The 19,310-nt window shown below is 69.1% G+C and carries 19 protein-coding genes; 12 read left to right on the plus strand and 7 right to left on the minus strand.

The window, feature by feature from the left end; all coding sequences use genetic code 11:
• The 9 genes from ABZX92_RS32645 to ABZX92_RS32685 form a co-directional block, all read left to right on the plus strand.
• A partial coding sequence (locus tag ABZX92_RS32645) for an ATP-binding protein (RefSeq protein ID WP_355567903.1) occupies positions 1–373 on the plus strand: 373 nt, incomplete at its 5' end.
• Entirely contained in the window at positions 370–1,032 is a 663-nt protein-coding gene (locus ABZX92_RS32650) for a response regulator transcription factor (protein ID WP_045313258.1), read from the plus strand. The genes ABZX92_RS32645 and ABZX92_RS32650, both read left to right, overlap by 4 nt.
• Before the next feature lie 20 nt (positions 1,033–1,052).
• Positions 1,053–1,562, plus strand: coding sequence for a DUF1707 domain-containing protein (locus ABZX92_RS32655; RefSeq protein WP_355567906.1), 510 nt, complete (start codon positions 1,053–1,055; stop codon positions 1,560–1,562).
• A 36-nt stretch (positions 1,563–1,598) separates the two neighbouring features.
• Positions 1,599–3,053 carry an SDR family oxidoreductase gene (locus ABZX92_RS32660; RefSeq protein ID WP_355567909.1) on the plus strand — a complete coding sequence of 485 codons (1,455 nt, stop codon included), beginning with the start codon at positions 1,599–1,601 and terminating at the stop codon, positions 3,051–3,053.
• Between the two features lie 36 nt (positions 3,054–3,089).
• Positions 3,090–4,121: an L-threonine 3-dehydrogenase gene (gene tdh, locus ABZX92_RS32665; protein ID WP_355567912.1), complete on the plus strand. Its 1,032-nt coding sequence runs from the start codon at positions 3,090–3,092 to the stop codon at positions 4,119–4,121.
• The gene (locus ABZX92_RS32670) at positions 4,121–5,299 is read left to right on the plus strand and encodes a glycine C-acetyltransferase (RefSeq protein WP_355567915.1); all 1,179 of its coding nucleotides are present in this window, start codon (positions 4,121–4,123) and stop codon (positions 5,297–5,299) included. The genes tdh and ABZX92_RS32670 overlap by 1 nt, the downstream gene beginning before the upstream one ends.
• A gap of 47 nt (positions 5,300–5,346) precedes the next feature.
• Entirely contained in the window at positions 5,347–5,841 is a 495-nt protein-coding gene (locus ABZX92_RS32675; RefSeq protein ID WP_355567918.1) for a sigma-70 family RNA polymerase sigma factor, read from the plus strand.
• Positions 5,826–6,833 carry a hypothetical protein gene (locus ABZX92_RS32680; protein ID WP_355567921.1) on the plus strand — a complete coding sequence of 336 codons (1,008 nt, stop codon included), beginning with the start codon at positions 5,826–5,828 and terminating at the stop codon, positions 6,831–6,833. Before ABZX92_RS32675 ends, ABZX92_RS32680 begins: the two co-directional genes overlap by 16 nt.
• Positions 6,830–7,684, plus strand: coding sequence for a LysR family transcriptional regulator (locus ABZX92_RS32685; protein ID WP_355567923.1), 855 nt, complete (start codon positions 6,830–6,832; stop codon positions 7,682–7,684). The genes ABZX92_RS32680 and ABZX92_RS32685 overlap by 4 nt, the downstream gene beginning before the upstream one ends.
• Here the strand turns inward: ABZX92_RS32685 and ptsP are convergent.
• Both ptsP and ABZX92_RS32695 read right to left on the minus strand, forming a co-directional pair.
• Positions 7,668–9,299 (minus strand): phosphoenolpyruvate--protein phosphotransferase, encoded by a 1,632-nt coding sequence (gene ptsP / locus ABZX92_RS32690; protein WP_355567926.1) that lies wholly within the window; start codon positions 9,297–9,299, stop codon positions 7,668–7,670. The genes ABZX92_RS32685 and ptsP overlap by 17 nt on opposite strands.
• Before the next feature lie 48 nt (positions 9,300–9,347).
• The gene (locus ABZX92_RS32695; RefSeq protein WP_355567929.1) at positions 9,348–10,193 is read right to left on the minus strand and encodes a Dyp-type peroxidase; all 846 of its coding nucleotides are present in this window, start codon (positions 10,191–10,193) and stop codon (positions 9,348–9,350) included.
• Positions 10,194–10,240: 47 nt separating this feature from the next.
• On the opposite strand from ABZX92_RS32695, the gene ABZX92_RS32700 reads away from it, so the two are divergent.
• Together ABZX92_RS32700 and ABZX92_RS32705 are read left to right on the plus strand one after the other, a co-directional pair.
• On the plus strand, positions 10,241–11,455 hold the full coding sequence (locus tag ABZX92_RS32700) for a right-handed parallel beta-helix repeat-containing protein (protein ID WP_355567932.1): 1,215 nt from the start codon (positions 10,241–10,243) through the stop codon (positions 11,453–11,455).
• Positions 11,452–12,123, plus strand: coding sequence for a hypothetical protein (locus ABZX92_RS32705; protein WP_355567934.1), 672 nt, complete (start codon positions 11,452–11,454; stop codon positions 12,121–12,123). Before ABZX92_RS32700 ends, ABZX92_RS32705 begins: the two co-directional genes overlap by 4 nt.
• On the opposite strand, the gene ABZX92_RS32710 is transcribed toward ABZX92_RS32705, so the two are convergent.
• Genes ABZX92_RS32710 through ABZX92_RS32730 form a run of 5 tightly spaced genes read right to left on the minus strand, consistent with a single transcriptional unit; the run spans position 12,101 to position 17,197 of the window.
• Positions 12,101–12,979 (minus strand): ribokinase, encoded by an 879-nt coding sequence (locus ABZX92_RS32710; protein ID WP_355567937.1) that lies wholly within the window; start codon positions 12,977–12,979, stop codon positions 12,101–12,103. The genes ABZX92_RS32705 and ABZX92_RS32710 overlap by 23 nt on opposite strands.
• A complete protein-coding gene (locus ABZX92_RS32715) occupies positions 12,976–13,893 on the minus strand; it encodes a substrate-binding domain-containing protein (protein WP_355567940.1) in 918 nt (305 codons plus the stop codon). Before ABZX92_RS32715 ends, ABZX92_RS32710 begins: the two co-directional genes overlap by 4 nt.
• A 30-nt stretch (positions 13,894–13,923) precedes the next feature.
• Positions 13,924–14,829 carry an ABC transporter permease gene (locus tag ABZX92_RS32720; RefSeq protein WP_355567943.1) on the minus strand — a complete coding sequence of 302 codons (906 nt, stop codon included), beginning with the start codon at positions 14,827–14,829 and terminating at the stop codon, positions 13,924–13,926.
• Complete coding sequence (locus tag ABZX92_RS32725; RefSeq protein ID WP_355567946.1) at positions 14,826–16,235, minus strand: sugar ABC transporter ATP-binding protein; 1,410 nt, start codon at positions 16,233–16,235, stop codon at positions 14,826–14,828. The genes ABZX92_RS32720 and ABZX92_RS32725 overlap by 4 nt, the downstream gene beginning before the upstream one ends.
• Positions 16,232–17,197 (minus strand): LacI family DNA-binding transcriptional regulator, encoded by a 966-nt coding sequence (locus ABZX92_RS32730; RefSeq protein WP_355567968.1) that lies wholly within the window; start codon positions 17,195–17,197, stop codon positions 16,232–16,234. The genes ABZX92_RS32725 and ABZX92_RS32730 overlap by 4 nt, the downstream gene beginning before the upstream one ends.
• A 103-nt stretch (positions 17,198–17,300) precedes the next feature.
• Between ABZX92_RS32730 and ABZX92_RS32735 the strand changes: the two genes are divergently transcribed.
• Positions 17,301–19,232, plus strand: a complete 1,932-nt coding sequence (locus tag ABZX92_RS32735; RefSeq protein WP_355567948.1) for a DUF2339 domain-containing protein — start codon at positions 17,301–17,303, stop codon at positions 19,230–19,232.
• Positions 19,233–19,310 lie beyond the last annotated feature (78 nt).

The following is a 19,310-nucleotide window of genomic DNA, read 5'->3' on the forward strand; positions in this document are numbered from 1 at the left end:
GCTGCTGGCCACGCCTCGCATTCAGGTGTCCACCCCGGCCACGCAGGTGATGCTCAAGGCGGGGATGGCGGGAGAGCTCCACTCGCTGGTCCGCGAAGCACTGTCCAACGTGGACAAGCACGCCGGTGACGACGCGCGGGCGTGGGTGCTGTTGGAGGACTTGGGGGAAGAAGTCGTGTTGAGTGTCCGGGACGATGGACCCGGCATCCCGGACGGCCGCATCGCCTCCGCCGCGGCGGAGGGCAGGATGGGGATCGAGAAGTCGATCAAAGGCCGGGTGGAATCGCTGGGCGGCACGCTCGAACTCCAGACCGGGCCGGGGGAGGGCACGGAGTGGGAGGTTCGGGTGTTCAGGAAGGGGGCGGCAGGATGACGGTCTCGGTGATGGTCGTGGACGACCACCCGATGTGGCGCGAGGGCGTGGCACGCGACCTCCAGGAGCGCGGTTTCGAGATCGTGGCGACCGCGGGTGACGCCGCGTCGGCCGTGCGCATCGCGAAGGCCGTGCGGCCCAACGTGGTGCTGATGGACCTCAACCTCGGTGAGCTGTCAGGTGTCGACGCGACCTTGATGATCACAAGTGAGCTGCCGGACACCCGTGTGCTGGTGCTGTCCGCGTCCGGCGAACACGACGACGTGCTGCAGGCCGTGAAGGCGGGCGCGTCCGGTTACCTGGTGAAGTCCGCGTCCTCAGAGGAGCTCGTGGAGGCCGTTTCGCGGACCGCCGCGGGTGACGCCGTGTTCACCGCCGGGCTGGCCGGCCTGGTGCTGGGCGAGTACCGCCGCATGGCCGCCGCTCCGGACGACTCGAAGGACAAGCCCGAGCTCACCGAACGGGAGACCGAGGTGCTCCGGCTGGTGGCCAAGGGGCTGACCGCACGCCAGATCGCGAACCGCCTGGTGATCTCCCACCGCACGGTCGAAAACCACGTCCAGTCGACATTGCGCAAACTTCAACTGCACAACCGGGTGGAGCTGGCGCGTTATGCCATCGAGCACGGTCTCGACGCCGAACCGGAGGCAGAGCAATGACAGATCCCAGGGACTTACGCGTGTCCGACCCCGAACGTGAGCACGTCGTCAGTCTGCTGAACAAGGCGGTGGGCCGCGGCATGATCACGCTCGACGAGTTCACGACGCGCACCGACACCGCTCTCGGCGCCGTGACCAGGGCAGACCTGAACGCCGTGCTGATCGACCTGCCCGGCATGGTCAACACCGAGGCCGCCCGGGCCCGCACCGAGTTCAAGAACGCGCTCGGCACCACGGTCCGCAAGGGCCACTGGGTCGTGCCGAACGAGCTGGTCATCCGCAACACGCTCGGCTCGACGAACCTCGACTTCACCCAGGCCGACGTACCCGCGGTGGTCAACGTCGACCTCGACGTGTCGCTGGGCTCGGTGAAGCTCGTGCTCCCGCCCACCGCGTCGGTCAACATCGACGCCGTCGAGATCCAGGCCGGCGAGATCAAGGACAAGGTCCGCAACGGCGTCGGCAACCCGCACTTCCAGCTGCGCGGGTTCGTGCGCGGCGGCTCGGTGTTGATCAAGCGGGGCCGCTGATCTGCGGCTGACGGTCGCAGCACGCAGGATCGAGGCATGCGGTGTCTCGTGACCGGCGCGACCGGGTACCTCGGCGGACGACTCGTGCCCCGGCTGCTGGCAGACGGCCACCAGGTGCGTTGCCTGGTGCGGTCGCCGGAGAAGCTGCGCGACGTGCCGTGGGCGGCTGACGTCGAGATCGTGCGCGGGGACGTGCTCGGCGACCTCGACGACGCCATGCGGGACATCGAGGTCGTCCACTACCTCGTGCACTCGTTGCAGACGAAGGACTTCGCCGACGCGGATCGGAAAGCCGCCGAGAACACCGCGGAAGCCGCCGGACGCGCTGGGGTGCGGCGGATCGTCTACCTGGGCGGACTGCACCCCGCGAACACCGAGCTGTCACCTCACCTGGCCTCCCGCAAGGAGGTCGGTGAGGTGTTCCTGCGCTCGAGGACACCCGCCGTGGTGCTGCAGGCCGCGGTGATCATCGGGTCCGGCTCAGCGTCGTTCGAGATGCTGCGGTACCTCACCGAGCGGTTGCCCGTGATGGTCACGCCGAGGTGGGTGCACAACCGGATCCAGCCGATCGCGGTGCGGGACGTGCTGCGGTACCTGGTCGACGCGACGACGCTCGAAGACACGAACCGGACGTTCGACATCGGCGGGCCGGAGGTGCTCACGTACCTGGAGATGATGCTCCGGTACGCGCAGGTCGCGGGGCTGCCCAAGCGCCGGGTGCTGCCCGTGCCCCTGCTGACGCCGGGCCTGTCGTCGCACTGGGTCAACCTCGTCACGCCCGTCCCGCGGTCGATCGCGAAGCCGTTGATCGAGTCGCTGGTGCACGAGGTGGTGTGCCGCGAGAACGACATCCGCGAGGTGCTGCCCGGTGAGAACGTCGGCTACGACAAGGCCGTCGAGCTGGCGCTCACGAAGATCCGCGACGCCGACGTGGAGACGCGCTGGTCGGGCGCTTCCACTCCCGGTGCGCCGAGCGAGCCGTTGCCCACCGACCCCGACTGGTCGGGCGGTTCGGTCTACACCGACGATCGCGAACGGCGGACGCGTGCCACCCCCGAACGGCTGTGGGAGGTCGTCGAGGGCATCGGCGGCGAACGCGGCTGGTACTCGTTTCCGCTGGCCTGGGCCGTCAGAGGCTGGCTGGACCGGCTTGTGGGAGGGGTCGGCCTGCGCAGAGGCCGCCGGGATCCGCACCGGTTGAACGTCGGCGAGGCGCTCGACTGGTGGCGGGTCGAGGAGCTCGAACGCGGCAGGCTGCTGCGCCTCAGAGCGGAGATGAAGGTGCCCGGCCAAGCGTGGCTGGAGCTTCGAGTGGCGGGCGGCGAAGGACACGGGTCCACTTACCGCCAACGCGCCGTGTTCGTGCCCAAAGGGCTCGCCGGGCACCTCTACTGGGCGGTGGTCTGGCCGTTTCACGGCGTGGTGTTCGGCGGCATGGTGCGCAACATCGCCAATGAAGCTGAGCTGCACAAGAACTTCAGAAAGTCCTGATGGACTGCACAAGCCGCAAAGGGTGAGACTTCCCGCATGAAGGCTCTCGTCAAGGTCGCCGCTGGGCCTGGCCTCGAACTGACCGACGTTCCCGACCCCACGCCGGGTCCGACCGATGTGGTCGTGCGGGTCCTGCGCACCGGCATCTGCGGTACCGACCTGCACATCGACTCGTGGGACGACTGGGCCGCGCAGAACATCAAGGCGCCGCTCACGCTCGGGCACGAGTTCGTCGGCGAGGTCGTCGAGACCGGCGCGTCCGTCACCGGCGTGAAGATCGGTGACCTGGTCAGCGGCGAGGGCCACCTCGTGTGCGGGACCTGCCGCAACTGCAAGGCCGGGCGCAGGCATCTGTGCGCCAACACGCGAGGTCTCGGCGTGCACTCCAACGGCGCGTTCGCGAAGTACGTGGTGCTGCCCGAGCAGAACGCGTGGGTGCACCGGACGCCCGTCGACCTGGACGTGGCCGCGATCTTCGACCCGTTCGGCAACGCCGTGCACACCGCGTTGAGCTTCCCGGTCATCGGCGAGGACGTGATCATCACGGGCGCCGGGCCGATCGGCATCATGGCCGCCGCGGTGGCCAAGCACGCGGGTGCGCGCAACGTCGTGATCACCGACGTCTCCGAGCACCGGCTGGACCTCGCCCGCAAGGTCGGCGTCGACCTCGCGGTGAACGTCGCCGAGAAGACGATCGAGCAGGCGCAGGCCGAGCTGGGCATGGCCGAGGGTTTCGACGTCGGCATGGAGATGTCCGGCAAGCCGTCCGCCCTGCAGAGCATGATCGCGAACATGGCGCACGGCGGGCGCATCGCGATGCTGGGGCTGCCGGCGGAGGAGTTCCCGGTCGACTGGAGCAGCGTCGTGCTGAAGATGCTGCACCTCAAGGGGATCTACGGCCGCGAGATGTTCGAGACCTGGTACTCGATGACCGTGCTGCTGCAGCGCGGCCTCGACCTCGCGCCGGTCATCACGCACCGGTACGACTTCACGCAGCACGCGGAGGCCTTCGCCACCGCGCGCGAGGGCAAGTGCGGCAAGGTCATCCTCGACTGGACGGGAGCCTGATGTACGGCGAGCTGAAGAACGACCTCCTCAAGACCATCGAGGAGATCAGGGAGGCCGGGCTCTACAAGTCCGAGCGCGTGATCGGCACCCCGCAGAACGCCGCCGTCCGGGTCGGCCAGGGTGACGAGGTCCTGAACTTCTGCGCCAACAACTACCTCGGTCTCGCCGACCACCCGCGCCTGATCGAGGCCGCCAAGAAGGCTCTCGACGACTGGGGCTTCGGCATGGCGTCCGTGCGGTTCATCTGCGGCACCCAGGAACCGCACAAGGAACTGGAGCGCAAGCTCAGCGAGTTCCTCGGCACCGACGACACGATCCTCTACAGCTCGTGCTTCGACGCGAACGGCGGTCTGTTCGAGACGCTGCTCGGCGCCGAGGACGCGATCATCTCCGACGAGCTCAACCACGCGTCGATCATCGACGGTGTCCGGCTCTCCAAGGCCAAGCGCTTCCGGTACAAGAACCGCGACATGGACGACCTGGAGCGCCAGCTCAAGGACTCCGCCGACGCGCGCTACCGGATGATCGCGACCGACGGCGTGTTCTCGATGGACGGCTACCTCGCGCCGCTCGACGAGATCTGCGACCTGGCAGAGCGGTACAACGCGCTGGTCATGGTCGACGACTCGCACGCCGTCGGCTTCACCGGACCGACCGGCCGCGGCACGCCGGAGCTCTTCGGCGTGCAGGACCGGGTCGACATCGTCACCGGCACGCTCGGCAAGGCACTCGGCGGTGCGTCCGGCGGCTACACGTCCGGCCGGAAGGAGATCGTCGAACTGCTGCGCCAGCGCTCGCGCCCGTACCTGTTCTCGAACTCGCTCGCGCCGTCGATCACCGCAGCCGCGATCGCCACGCTGGACATGCTGTCGAGCTCTTCCGAACTGCTGACCCAGCTGCGCAGCAACACCGAGCTGTTCCGCCGCCGGATGACCGAGGAGGGCTTCGACCTGCTCCCCGGCGAGCACCCGATCATCCCGGTGATGATCGGTGACGCGGCCGAGGCGGCCCGGCTGGCCGACCTGCTGCTGGACCAGGGCATCTACGTGATCGGCTTCTCCTACCCCGTGGTGCCGCACGGCAAGGCCCGCATCCGCACGCAGATGTCGGCGGCGCACACCACGGAGGACGTGAACCGCGCGGTCGACGCGTTCGTCGCCGCACGTGCCAAGATGTGACCCCAGTCACACCGCAGTAAGAATCCGAGCGGTCGGCGCACTACCTCGTGAAGAGGGAGGGGGCGATCGTGGAGGACTTCTCGGCTGTCTACCGCGAGTGTTACCCGCGGGTGCTCGCCTATGCCGCGAGCCACGCGGGTGCGCAACGAGCGGAAGACATCACCAGCGAGACCTTCACGATCGCGTGGCGAAAGCTCGACCAGATGCCGTCGAACGCCCTGCCGTGGCTGCTCGGCATCGCCCGCAACCTGGTCCACGCGGCCCGGCGGCAGACGACGCACTACGAGCTCACCGAGGTCGCGGCCGACGACGACTTCGCGGTGATCGAACTGCGGGCGGCGCTGGCGAGTCTGTCCGAGGCTGACCAGGAGGTGCTCACGCTGATCGCGTGGCACGGCCTGGCGGCTGCGGAGGCCGCGATGGTGCTCGGGTGCACCACGGCGACGTTCTTCGTGCGGCTGCATCGGGCGCGACGACGGTTGCAGGCTGCTCTCTCGTTCGCGAACTTCGACCGTGCGAGGGAGTCATGGAAGACCTCCTGAAGGACCTAGCCCGGCTGAAGCCGCCGGTGCCCGCGGTCGATCCCGAACGGATGGAGCGCGACCTCGCGCGCATCACCGCGACGAGGCGGACGCGCTCGCGGTCGTTCAAGCGGTTCGCTCCCCTGGCGGTGGCGGCGGTGGTGATCGGACTCGTGGTCGTGCTGCTGCCCAAACCCACCCCGCCCGTGCAGCCCGGCGGGCCGGCGAGGTGGTGGCACGCGTTGACGCGGCAGTGGTCGATGATGATCGTCGGCGATCCCGCGAACCCGTACGCCGTCTTCATCGACTCCAAGACCGACCGGTGGCTGTCGGCGAACCAGCAGGTCACGGTCGTGCAGAAGGACGGAGATGTGCGGCCGTTCTCGCTGCAACGCGACGCCGACCCGTGGGAGGCGGCGGGCAGGCCGGCGACGGTGCCCCAGGTCGGCGGAACGCACCTGGTGCGCATCGGGCCGATGAAGCCTGCCGTGCAGAAGACCGATGTCGCCGGGTTCCAGATGTCCCTGCACAGCGCGGCACGTCTCGACTCGCTCGACTCGCTGCCGGCGGACGCGCGGGAGCTGAAGAAGACGCTGGAGCCCATCGTGGGCAAGGACCCCTACCGGATCGGGTCGCTCGCGATGGAGCTGATGGCGTCGAACGTGCGACACGACCAGCGGCAGGCCGTGTTCGAGCTGCTCAAGACCCTCGACGGGGCCAGGTTCCTCGGCGAGGTCCGACTGAGTGAGGACCGCGCGGGCATCGGCGTGGCGATCCCCGCGCCGCCGACCTTCCAGTTCGCCGGGGTCGAGACGCAACTGGTGATCAACCCGGAGACCGGCATGCCGGTGGTCAGACGGGACATGATCACCACCGCGCAGCACGGCCTGCCCGCGAACTCGCCCATCTCGGTGGAGGAGTACCTCCTGCTGGAACAGGTGAGCATCGACCCGATCGTGCCGCAGGACGTCCCCGTGAACGCGGAAGTGGAATCCCCCATCATTGAGCGGTGATCGACCCACGACGGCTCCGCGTGCTGCGCGCGTTGGCTGACCACGGCACGGTGACGGCCGCGGCGGCCGCGCTGCACCTCACGCCGTCAGCGGTGTCGCAGCAGCTCGCTGCCCTGGAGTCCGAAGCGGGCCACCCGTTGTTGCTCCGAAAAGGACGCCGGGTCTCGCTCACTCCCGCCGGTGAGCTGCTCGTCGCGCACGCCCATGCCGTCGCGGCGGAACTGGAACGCGCACAGGCCACTTTGGACGCTCTCACCGCGGGATCTTCCGGACGGGTCGCGCTGGCGGCGTTCGCGTCGGCGATCACGCAGGTCGTCGCACCCGCGCTCAAGGCGTTGCGGGAACGGTCGATCGAGCTGTCAGTGCGGGACGCGGAGGGCCACGAGAGCGTGCGGCTGCTGCTCGACGGCGAGATCGACGTGGCGATCACCGAGGAGCACCGGTCGACCGACCGCTTCACGTCGTTCCCGCTCTACACCGAGCCTTTCGACGTGGTGCTGCCACCGGATCACCCCCTCGGCAGCGGACCGGTTGACCTCGCCGCGCTGGCCGACGAGGACTGGGTCGTGACGCTGCCCGGCAACCCGCTGCGAGACGTCGTCGAGATGGCGTGCGCGCAGGCCGGGTTCGCGCCGCGGATCCAGCACACGTCTGACGACTTCCGGGCGATCCAAGCGCTGGTGGCGGCGGGTGCTGGGGTGGCACTGGCACCGCGCAACGCCGTGCGCGGAGTGCCGGTCAAAGGAGTCGTGCCGCTGCGACGAGTCGTGGCGGCAGTGCGCAGAGGCTCCGAGGACCACCCGTTGATCCGGGCGGTCCTCGACGAGCTGCGGACTAGTGCGGTGCCCTAGCGGCGAGCTTCGCGGTCGCCGGGTCGGGAGCCGCCAGTGCGCCACGAGCCGCGAGCTGGCAGATGTCCATGCTGGACGTGGCGAGCTTCGCGCCGACATCCGCGAGAGCCGTGTGGTTCATCGACAACGACGTGACTCCCATGCCGATGAGCACGCACGCGAGCAACGGGTCGGCCGCCGCCTCACCACACACACCGATCGGCTTGCCGGCCGCGGTCGCCGCCTCGCCGACCTGGGCGATAAGGCGCAGCAACGCCGGCTGCCACGGGTCGTTCAGCGCGGCCACGCCACCGAGCTGGCGGTCGGCCGCGAAGACGTACTGGGCAAGGTCGTTGGTGCCGATGGAGATGAAGTCGACGACCTGCAGGATCTCGCGCGCCGACAACGCGGCCGACGGAACCTCGACCATCACGCCGGCCCGCTGGATCCCCGCCTGGCGAGCACGCGCCACGAACCACGAAGCCTCCGCAGCAGTGGCGACCATCGGGGCCATGACCGAGACGTCGGCACCGGAGGAGGCAGCCGCGGCGGCGATGGCCTCAAGCTGGCGGTCGAGCACCTCAGGGCGGTCGAAGGCCACGCGCAGGCCGCGGACACCGAGAGCCGGGTTGGGCTCGGGGTCCGGGCTCAGAAACGCCAGCGGCTTGTCCGCGCCCGCGTCGAGGGTGCGCACCACAACCGGCTTGCCCTTAAACGGCGCCAGCACAGCCTCATAGGCAGCAGTCTGCTCAGCAACACTCGGCTCCTCCGCCGCGTCGAGGAAGCAGAACTCCGTGCGGAAGAGGCCGACGCCCTCCGCACCGGCGGCGGCAGCGGCAGCGGCGTCCGCGGGGGACCCGACGTTGCCGAGGACCTTCACGCGGTGGCCGTCCTTCAGCACACCGACGCCGTTCCAGGTGGCCTTCTTGCCGGTGCCGGACGCACGGACCTTGCCGTCCGACTCACGCACGTGCCCGGTGTCGCCGTCGACTTCAAGAGCAGGAACGTCCAGCGCCAGCACGCCACGGCACGCGACGACGGCCGGAATGCCCAGCGACCGCGCGAGAATCGCGGTGTGCGAGGTGGGGCCGCCCTCCTCGGTGACCAGCGCGAGGACCTTCGACGGGTCGAGACCAGCCGTGTCCGCGGGCGCGAGATCACGCGCCACCAGCACGGACGGCGAAGCCAGGTCCGGTACGCCTGGAGCGGGCAGGCCCAGCAGCTCGGCCACCACCCGGTCGCGGACGTCCTGGACGTCGCGGGCCCGTTCGGCCATGTAGCCACCGGCGGCCTGCAGTGCGGAGATGAACTTCGCGGCGGCCTGGTGCACCGCGCGGGCGGCGGGAAGAGCCTCGTCGACGACCAGTTTCTCGGCCGACTTGATGAGCGACGGGTCGCCCGCCATCGCCGCCGTCGTCTCCAGCACCGCGCGAGCCTCGCCCTCGACGGACTTCGCGCGCTCCATCAGGCGCTGCGCGACGACCTCGGTAGCCGGGCGAATCCGAGAGGCTTCTTCTTTTGTATCCGCAGGTCGCGGCCCCAGCGGAGGTTCCGGGAGGGCTTCCGCGACCCTGACCACGGGGCCAGAAGCCCGGCCACTGCTGACACCGACACCGCTCAGCCGCGCGCTCGACATGGTCTAGACCATACCCTTCCACCGGGAACCGAGGACAGCTCAGTGTGACTAATCCAGCGGCGGAACGCGGAAAGCGGCGGAGGCGGTCGTCGTGGCGTAACGCAGAAGTGCGTCTCCATCGACCATCCGATACATCGTGTTCACAAACGTCTTCAGTTCGCGCTGGTACGAGATGAAGAGCAGGCCGTCGGCGAAGTTGTAGGAGCGGCGCAGCATCAGACCCGCCCCCGCCAGCAGCGGATGCGCGCGCCGGACGTGCGCGTCGGCCGGGATCACGTACTCGCCGTCCGGGGTCTTTGCCGACAAATCGACCTCGTCGCCACCGGACAACGGCACGGCGTCGTGCTTCCGCCGCCCGAACACCCGTTCCTGGTCAGCGACGGACAACGCCTTGAAGCCCGCGAAGTCGAGCTTGATCCGGCGCACGACCGCGATCGTCGACCCGTCCGGCAGCCAGACCTCCTGCTCGAACTCCTGAGCGGTCTTCGGCACGACGATGCCGTCTTTGAAACCCAACCCGTTCGTGCGATCCGAGTTGCAAAAACCCTGCTCACGCCACCGCAACTGACCATCGGGCCGCAGCCGCGAAGCCGCGTCGCTCACCGCGTCGGCATCGTCCCCGCAGATCTGCAGGAACAGCTTCCCGCCCAGCTCCTGCGGCCGGACCGCGTCGCCGGGGAACTCCGGCAGCCCGGAGATCCCGTGCCCCCACGTCACCGTGACCGACGAGCTGACCTGCGCAGACGGGGGAGCCGTCGCGTCCCACACGGAGATGTCAGCATGTAGCTGCGGCGGCGTGACGACGCCGGGCTGGCGTCCAGGCGAGCCGCATGCGCCGAGTAGCCCAAGAGCAGCAGCGCCGTACAGCAGACGGCGGCGTGAGAGTTGGCCCACAGGGGCAGTGTGACAGTAGGCCGAACGGCGCAGTACGGTGACCGGCTGTGCGCGCTCCGTACACACTGACAGCACTGTTTCTGGTCGCCGGTTGCTCGTCGGCGGCGTCACCGAAACTCGGCGGCGAGATCGCCGTCCCGGCGCAACTGGGCACCATCCAGGCGGCCGTGGACGCGGCGCAGGAGGGCGCGACCATCGTCGTGTCGCCCGGCGTCTACAAGGAGTCCGTGCAGGTCAGGACCAAGGGCCTGACGATCAGGGGCACCCAGCGCGGCAGCGTGATCATCGACGGCGAGGTCAAGCGCGCCAACGGGATCGTGGTCACCGCGCCGGACGTGTCGGTGCAGAACCTGACCGTCCGCAACCACACGCTGAACGGCGTCCTGGTCACCGGGCTGAGCGAGAACGGCGGGATGGGCCGCGGCAGCAACGGCTACACGAAGCTCGACCCGCAGAAGTTCCCGCCGGTGCAGGGCTTCCGCGTCTCGTACGTGACGGCGAGCAACAACGCGCTGTACGGCATCTACGCGTTCGACGCCCAGCACGGCGTGATCGAGCAGAGCTACGCGAGCGGCAGCGCGGACTCCGGCTTCTACGTCGGCCAGTGCAAGCCGTGCGACATCGTGGTGCGCGGCAACGTCGCCGAGCGCAACGCCGTCGGTTACGAGGGTACGAACGCGTCCGGCCAGATGTACGTGCTGGGCAACAGGTTCAGCGGCAACCGCGTCGGCATGACCTCGAACTCCGACTACCAGGAGGCGTTCGTGCCGCAGGAGGACGCCACGTTCACCGGCAACCTCGTGTCGGACAACGCCGAGGCGCTCTCCCCGGCGCAGGCCGACGGCGCGTTCGGCCTGGGGCTCGGCATCGCGGGCGGCACGCGGAACCTGGTGTCCCGCAACCTGATCACCGGCAATCCCGGCACCGGTGTCGCGCTGGGTTCCAGCGAGGACATGGCACCGCTGGACAACCTCTTCGACGGCAACGTGATCAACCACAACGGCCAGGACGTGCTGTACGCGGCCTCGAAACGCGCGCCCGGCCGGAACAACTGCTTCGCCCGCGAACGCTGCTACGACGGCGTCGGCGACCCGTTGCCGAAACCGTCCGCGCCGCGCGGAATCCCGTTCAACCAGGTCGCGGCTCCTCCGCTGCAGCCGGAGATGCCGAAGGACCCGTTGCCGGACAAGGCACCGAACGTCGAGAAGTACGGGGTGCCGACCGAGGACCTGTTCTCCGACCGCGCGGCGGTGCGGTCGTGAAGAAGGCCCTCGCGTTGTTGCTGGTGCTGTCGGCCTGCAGTTCCACGCCAGATCCGCGGCCGCTCTCGATCCCCGAGGCAGAACGCCTGGCGCTCGTCCGGTTCTCCAACTACACGACCGGGACCAGCGCGTTCACCGCGTCCGTGCCGTCGCCCGGCGGCAAGCTCGTGCTGGACGGCCGGGTCGACTTCGTGAACCACCTCGGCTACGCGGGCATGCGCACGGACGGCCGGGACGACCAGTTCTCCAAGGGGCTGGTGCAGTGGAACCTCGGCCGGATGGCGTTCGCGATCAACCCGTCCACCAAACCGATCGACCCGATTCCGGTGGTCGACTGGCAGGTCCGCGAGCTGCGGGAACGCGGTTCGGAACTGGACGGCGCACTGCGGCTGCTGGTCAACCTCGGTTCCGACCGGCCGGAGAACGCCCAGCTGCTGTTGCAGAGCTCGGCGCGCTGGCTGCGTTCGGACAAGATCGGCGACACGGCTGTCGACATCTTCGAGGGGCCCAAGAAGGACAAGGCGGACGCGCGGCTGCGCTACTGGCTCGACCAGGACGGCAAGCTCCGCAGGCTGGAAGCCAAGCTGGGCAACCAGGAGGAGCTCGCCGTCTTCGACTTCACCGGGTCGGGCGACCCGGTCAAGGTCATCCCGCCGCTGGTGAGCTGACCTCGGCCGCGGTCGGGTAGGACGGCTGCGCGCCCGCCTTCGTGACGGACAGCGCGGCGACCTTCACGGCGTACTCGGCGGCGACGACGACCCGGTCGCCCTCGGCGAGGCGCGCGGAGAAGGCACCGGCGAACGCGTCACCGGCACCGGTCGTGTCGACGACCTTGTCGACTTTGATCCCCGGAATCTCCTTGACCCCGGCGGGAAGCACCACGGCCACCCCGCGTTCGCCGAGCGTCACGATCGCGGTTTTCGGGCCGAGCCGGAGCAGGTGCCGCCAGTCCGACGCGAGCTGCGCGGCCTCGTGCTCGTTCACGATCAGCGTGGTGAGCTGCTTGAGCGTCTCCGTGGGCAGTTCGGCGACCGGCGACAGGTTCAGCACCGTCTGCACGCCGGCCTTCGCCGCGACGTCGATCGCGTGGATCACCGTCCGCAGCGGCACTTCCAGCGAGCACGTCAGCACCTGCACGCCGTCGAACGACAGAGCGTCCACATCGGACTCGGCGACGTCGGCGTTGGCACCGGGGGAGACGACGATCGAGTTCTCGCCGTCCGGAGTCACGGTGATGTAAGCGATTCCGGTGGGCCGCTCGGACGTCTTCACCAGCGCGGTGTCGACTCCCGAATCTTCAAGAGAAGAACGCAGCAGCGAGCCGTACCCGTCACCACCAAGAGCGCCGACGAGTGCCACGGAAGCACCGACGCGTGCAGCGGCCACGGCCGTGTTCGCACCCTTGCCACCGGGCAGCACGACGGTGTCGCCGCCGAGCACGGTCTCACCGCCACCGGGCCGCCTGCCGACCTCGACCACGAGGTCGGCGTTGGCGGACCCGAGCACGAGCAGAGGCTTCGTCACTTGTTGAACTCTGCCACGTTCTGCTTCGTGATGACCTTCACCTCGACGTCCACGACCTGCTGAACGGCCTCGCCCTTCGCGGCCTTGACGGCCTGCTCGACGGACTTCGAGCCGAGCAGCTTCGGCTGCTGCGCGATCGTCGCGACCATGGTGCCGTCCTGGATCGCCTTCAGGCCGTCCGGCGTGCCGTCGAAGCCGACGACCATGACGTCCTTGCCCGCACGGGCACCCAAAGCCTTGATCGCACCGAGCGCCATCTCGTCGTTCTCGGCGAAGATGCCCTTGATGCCGGGGTGGCCCTGCAGAAGGTTCGTGGTCTCGTTGAGGCCCTTGGCGCGGTCGAAGTCCGCGACGGCGGTGGCGGCGACCTTGATGTTGCCGCTGTTCAGGCCCTGCTCGAAGCCCTGCCCGCGGTCACGCGACGCCGACGCGCCCGGAATGCCCTTGAGGTGCGCGACCTCGCCGGACGTGGCGCGGCCGAGCTCGATGGCCGCGAGGCTGCCGCCCGAGACGTTGTTCGAGGCGACCTCGGCGGCGACCTTGCCGTCGACCGCGCGGTCCACCGAGATCAGCGGGATGTTCGCCATCTCGGCGGCCTTCGCGGCGGGTGCGGACTGCTTGGAGTCGACCGGGTTGATGATGATCGCCTTGACGCCCTGGGTCACCAACGTCTGCACCTGGTTGACCTGGTTCGTCGCGTCGTTCTGCGCGTCGACCACGGTCAGCTTGGCGCCGAGCTGGTTCGCCATCTCCTGCGCGCCCTGCTGCAGCTGCACGAAGAACGGGTTGTTCAAAGTGGACACCGCGAGGCCGATCGTGATGCTGCTTCCTCCGGACGCCCCTGTACCGCTGCACCCGGTCGCCAGCAGAGCTGCGGCACCGAGCGTCAGCGCGATCCGTCGGGTCACCTTCATTGGTGTTTTCCTTACCTGTTGCGGGTTTTCTCAGCGACGGCGAAGTGAGTCGAGCAGCGCGGCGAGAGCGATCACCACGCCGATGACGACGGCCTGCCAGAACGGCGGCACCTGCAGCAGGTTGAGACCGTTGCGCAGGACGGCGAGCACGAGTGCTCCGACCAACGTCCCGGTGGCCCGACCGACGCCACCGGACAACGACGCACCGCCGATGACGACCGCGGCGATGGCGTCGAGCTCGTAGCCGACCGCTGCCTGCGGACCGGCGGACCCGAGCCGTCCCGCGAGCACGAGGCCCGCGGCGGCGGCGAACAGGCCGGACAGCGCGTAGATCCAGAGCTTGTTCTTGCGCACGTCGATGCCGCTGAGCTTCGCGGCTTCCTCGTTGCCGCCGATCGCGTACATGCGGCGGCCGAGGTTGGTGCGGGTGAGGATCAGGGCGGTGATGCCGAAGAACGCCAGCATCAGCAGCAGCGGCAACGGCAAGCTGGGTGCGAGGTTCGAGCCGAGGAACGTCACCACGGCGTCGGTCTCGTGCGGCTGACCGTCGGCGACGACCACCGAGAGACCGCGCGCGATGCTCAGCATGGACAGCGTCGCGATGAACGGTGGCAGCTTCCCGTAGCTGATCAGCGCACCGTTGACGAGACCGCAGAGCGCGCCGACGACGAGGCCGATCGGGCCGGCGGTGAGCGCGCCGACCACGGCGGCCAGCGCGGCGACGCTGCCCACCGACAGGTCGATGCCACCCGCGACGACCACGAACGTCATGCCGAACGCCATGATCGCGATGACCGTGGCCTGGACACCGACGTTGAGCAGGTTCTGCACGGAGATGAACGCCGGCTGCATGACCGTGATCACCAGAGCGAGCAGGACGAGCCCCACCAGCGCCCCGTTCTCACTGGTGTACTTGCGAATGCTGATCGTGCTCACGCTGAGATCTCCTGCACGGCGAGTGCCATCACCTGGTCTTGGGTCGCGCCCTTGGGCAGCTCACCGGCCACCCGGCCGTGTGCCATCACGACGACGCGGTCGCTCATCCCGATCACCTCGGGCAGGTCGCTGGACACGAGCAGCACGGCCCGGCCCTGTGCGGTCATCCGGTTGATCAGCTCGTAGATCTCGACCTTGGCGCCGACGTCGACGCCGCGCGTGGGCTCGTCGAGGATCAGCACCTTCGGGTCGGCCAGCAGCCACTTGCCGATGACGACCTTCTGCTGGTTGCCGCCGGAGAGCTCCTTCACTGGCTGCTCGACGCGGCCCTTGATCCGGAGCTTGCCCGCGATGTCGTGCAGGCGCCTGCGGTCGCGGTTCGCCAGCGTGGCCAGCTCCAGGTTCTCGCCGACGGTCGCGGTCAGCACCAGGCCCTGGCCCTTGCGGTCTTCCGGCACGAGTCCCAGTCCTGCCTTGATGGCGGCCTGGACGTTCCCGCGCGGCAACGGTTTCCCGTCGACCTCGACCGTGCCGTGGTCGTAGCCGTCCACCCCGAACGCGGCGCGGGCGACTTCCGTTCGTCCCGCACCGACGAGACCCGCGATACCGACGACCTCGCCCGCGTGGACCTCGATGTTGACGTCGCGGAACACGCCGCGCCTGGTCATGTTCGAGATCCGCAGGAGTGGCCGGCCGGGTCGCTGCTGTGCGCGCGGGTACTGCTCCTCGATCGGACGGCCGACCATCAGCTCGATCATGTGCTGGGTGGTGGCGCGCGGTCCGAGGACGCCGACTGATCTGCCGTCGCGGAGGACCGTGATCCGGTCGGCGATGCGCTGGATCTCGTCGAGGTGGTGGGTGATGAAGACCAGGCCGACGCCGTTGCGGCGCAGCTGAGCCATGATCTGCAGCAACCGGTCGGTCTCGGTGTCGGTGAGCACCGCGGTCGGCTCGTCGAGGATCAGCACGCCGGCGTTCTTGTCGAGCGCGCGGGCGATCTCGATCATCTGCTGCTGGGCGATGCCGAGGTCTTTGACCTTGGCGTTCGGGTCGACGTTGAGCCCGACCCGGTCGAGGAGCTCGGGGGCGCGGCGGCGCATCTCCGCGCGGTCGACGAACCCGTACTTGCGCGGAAGCCGGTTCAGGAACAGGTTCTCCGCGACGGACAGTTCCGGGACGAGCGCGAGCTCCTGGTGGATCACGGCGAGGCTGGCGTTGCCCTCGATCGTGCCCGCGTCGTGGCTGTGGATGCCCGCGAGGACCTTGACCAGCGTGGACTTGCCCGCGCCGTTCTCGCCGAGCAGGACGTGGACCTCACCCGCGTTGATGTCGAGGTCGACGCCGTCCAACGCCTTGGTGGCCCCGAAGTGCTTGGTGATCCCACGAGCGGTGATGAGCGTCTTCACAGCTCGGCCTCCCCGCACGAACCGCGCAGGACGAGCTTCGCGGTGAGGCGGACGTCGTCGGGCTGCTGGCCGTTGATCAGGGCGAGCAGGCTGCGCGCGGCGGCCCGGCCCATCTCCACGGTCGGCTGCGCGATGACCGTGATCGGCGGGTCGAGCAGCGGGAACCACGGCTGGTCGTCGAACACCGCGAACGCGATGTCGTGCGGAATCTGCAGGCCGCGAGCCCTGATCTCGCCCAGCGCGCCGAGGCCCATCAGGTTGTCCATCACGACGAGCGCGGTGACTCCGTCGTCGATCAGCTTCGCGGCGGCCTGGCTGCCGCTCTCCTGCCGGAAGTCGCCGTGCACAACGCGCGCGACGCCACCGAGCGCGCCGGTCAGCACGTCGGTTCGTTCTCTTCCAGTGGAGGTGTCCGGCGGTCCCGCGATCACACCGATGCGAGAGTGGCCGGCGCCGACGAGCCGCCGGGCGAGCGCGGTCAATGCCTCGCTGCCGTCGGCGCGGACGACGGGGCATGTGGCGCCCCTGACCGTCCGGTCGAGCAGGACGAGCGGTACGCCGCCTGCGCTCACTTCGCGAACCAGGCTCGGGTCGTCGGTCGCGGGGCACAGCAGGAGGCCGTCCACCCGGCGGTCGAGCAGGGTGCGCACGTACGTGGCCTCCTGCTCGGCGCTCTCGTCGGCGTTCCCGATCACGACGCAGTAGCCGTGTGACCGGGCTTCGTCCTCGACCGCTCGGGCGATCTCGGCGAAGAACGGGTTCAGCAGGTCGCTGATGACCAGACCGAGGGTCTGGGTGCTGGTGGTCCTGAGGGATCGCGCCAGGGCGTTGGGCCGGTAGCCGAGCTCCTCGATCGCGGCGAGCACGCGCTCACGGGTCTCGGGCGTCGGTGCGGCGTGGCCGTTGAGCACGCGCGACACGGTGGCCGTGGAGACGCCGGCGTGCAGCGCGACGTCCTTCATGGTCGTCACGGCGCAGAAGTTAATCGATTACACACCTATGTAGTCAAGCTGGATGAGTAGGTGTACGGATGTCACTGGGCGTGGTCTGCCTCACTCTGATCACATGGACGGACAGGATCGCCTCGGGTACGAGCAGCGCCTCGCGCTGGAGCTCGCGGCCATCGGGCAGCGGCTGACGATGATCAGCTCGGAGATGCGGGAGCACTCCGCTTCGGTCGCGACCGCGGCACCGCCCACCCCGGAGCCGGTCGTGGCTCCTCCTGTCGCGGCACCCGAACCACCGCCGAGCCCTTGGGCTCAGCCGCACGCGGGGCCCCCGCGTCCTCTCCAGGAGTACGAAAGCTCCCCGCGTACTCCTGGAGCCGGGCCGCAGCAGCCGTGGCCGCAGCAGCCGCCACCCCAGGCGCAGTGGCCGCAGGCGCAGCAGCCGTGGGCGCCTCCGCAGCCGCGCGAGACGCTGTTCGAGAAGCTCGGCAAGGACGGCGCCGGGTCGAAGCTGCTGGCGTGGGTCGGTGGCGCGATCACCGTGCTCGGCTTCGTGCTGCTGCTGATCCTCGCCATCCAGCGCGGGTGGCTCGGCCCGATGCCGCGCGTCATCGGTGGTGCGGTGTTCAGCGGCGCGTTGGTCGGCATCGGCATGTGGCTGCACCGCAACCCGGCCGGCCGCACCGGGGCGTTCGCTTTGGCGGCCACCGGTTTCGCAGGCCTCTACCTCGACGTCATCGCCGCCACGAGCCTGTACGAGTACCTGCCTCCTGGCGTCGGTCTCGTCGTCGGGCTCGGTGTCGCGGCGGCCGGTGTCGTGCTCGCGTTGCGGTGGGAGTCGCAAACGCTCGCGGTCGGCGTTGTCGCAGCGTGTGCCATCTGCTCGCCGATATTGACCGACGGCTTCACGGTGCTCCTGGTCGGCTTCCTGCTGGTCCTCAAGATGGCCAGCACGCCGGTCCAGATCCAGCGCAACTGGCCGGGTCTCGCGATCGCCGGCGGCTTCCCGCCGATCATCGCCTCGCTGCTCGCGACCGCCCGGGCCATCCCGGCCGACTTCGAGTGGACCGTCGTCGCAGTCGCCGGTGCCACGACCGTCGTCGGCATGGTGGTCGCCCTGCTGACGATCCGGAAGCGTCCGGACGACGTCGTCGCGATCGCGCTGATCGCGGGCTCGGCGTTGCCCGCGATGTTCGCGACCACGCTGCTGCACGACCCGGCCAACTCGATCCTCGCCGGCGCCGTCGCCGCGGTGCTGCTGGCGATCTGGATGGTCCCTGACCTGCCGCGCGCGTTCACGACGGCGGCCGGCGCGACGGGCATGCTCGCGCTGTTCCAGACGACGGTGATCGCTCTCGACGGCAACGTGCGGACGGCGATCGTGCTGGCCGAGGCGGTGCTGCTGGCGTTCCTCGCGGCGCGGCTGAACAAGAAGAGCGCGCTGGTCGGGTCGATCGTGTTCGGTGCCGTCGGGTTCCTGATGACGGTCGTTCAGGCCGTGCCGCTCACGTGGCTGGCCGAGGAACCCCGCTACCTCACCGTCACCCAGGGCGACTACGCCGCCGGACTGGTCACGGCACTCGTGCTGGGCATCTACGCGGCGGTCGCGCCGTGGGCCGCGCTGAAGATGCAGGTGCTGCGCGAGCCGGCCAGGCACCCGTTCCCGTGGATCATCTCCGGGCTCGTGCTGCTCTACGGCGCGGCGGGTGCGGTGCTGTGCGCCGCGCTGCTGGTGTCGCCGGACGAGAGCGGGTTCCTGTTCGGACACTCGGTCGTCACCGTGTCGTGGACCGTCGCCGCATTGTTCTTGCTGGTCAAGGGGATCAACAACAAGGCGCTGCGGATCTGTGGCCTGATCCTGGTCGGCGCCGCGGTGGTCAAGCTGGTGCTGTTCGACCTCTCGGCGCTCGACGGGATCGCGCGCGTACTCGCGTTCCTCGGCGCCGGCCTGGTGCTCCTGACCGCCGGCACCCGTTACGCCAAACTGGTGGCGTCTGCGAACAATCCGGATTCATATGAATCCAAACCAGTAGCTCCGCCGTCTTACTAGGTGCGACCGTCGCCCGCACCGCCGTCGCGGGCGACGGTCGTACTACAACCAGGCAAAGATTTCCCTCTGAAGAGTGAC

Origin of the sequence: Lentzea sp. NPDC006480, from assembly GCF_040611995.1 — a bacterium.
In the GTDB taxonomy this organism is placed as follows: Bacteria; Actinomycetota; Actinomycetes; order Mycobacteriales; family Pseudonocardiaceae; genus Lentzea.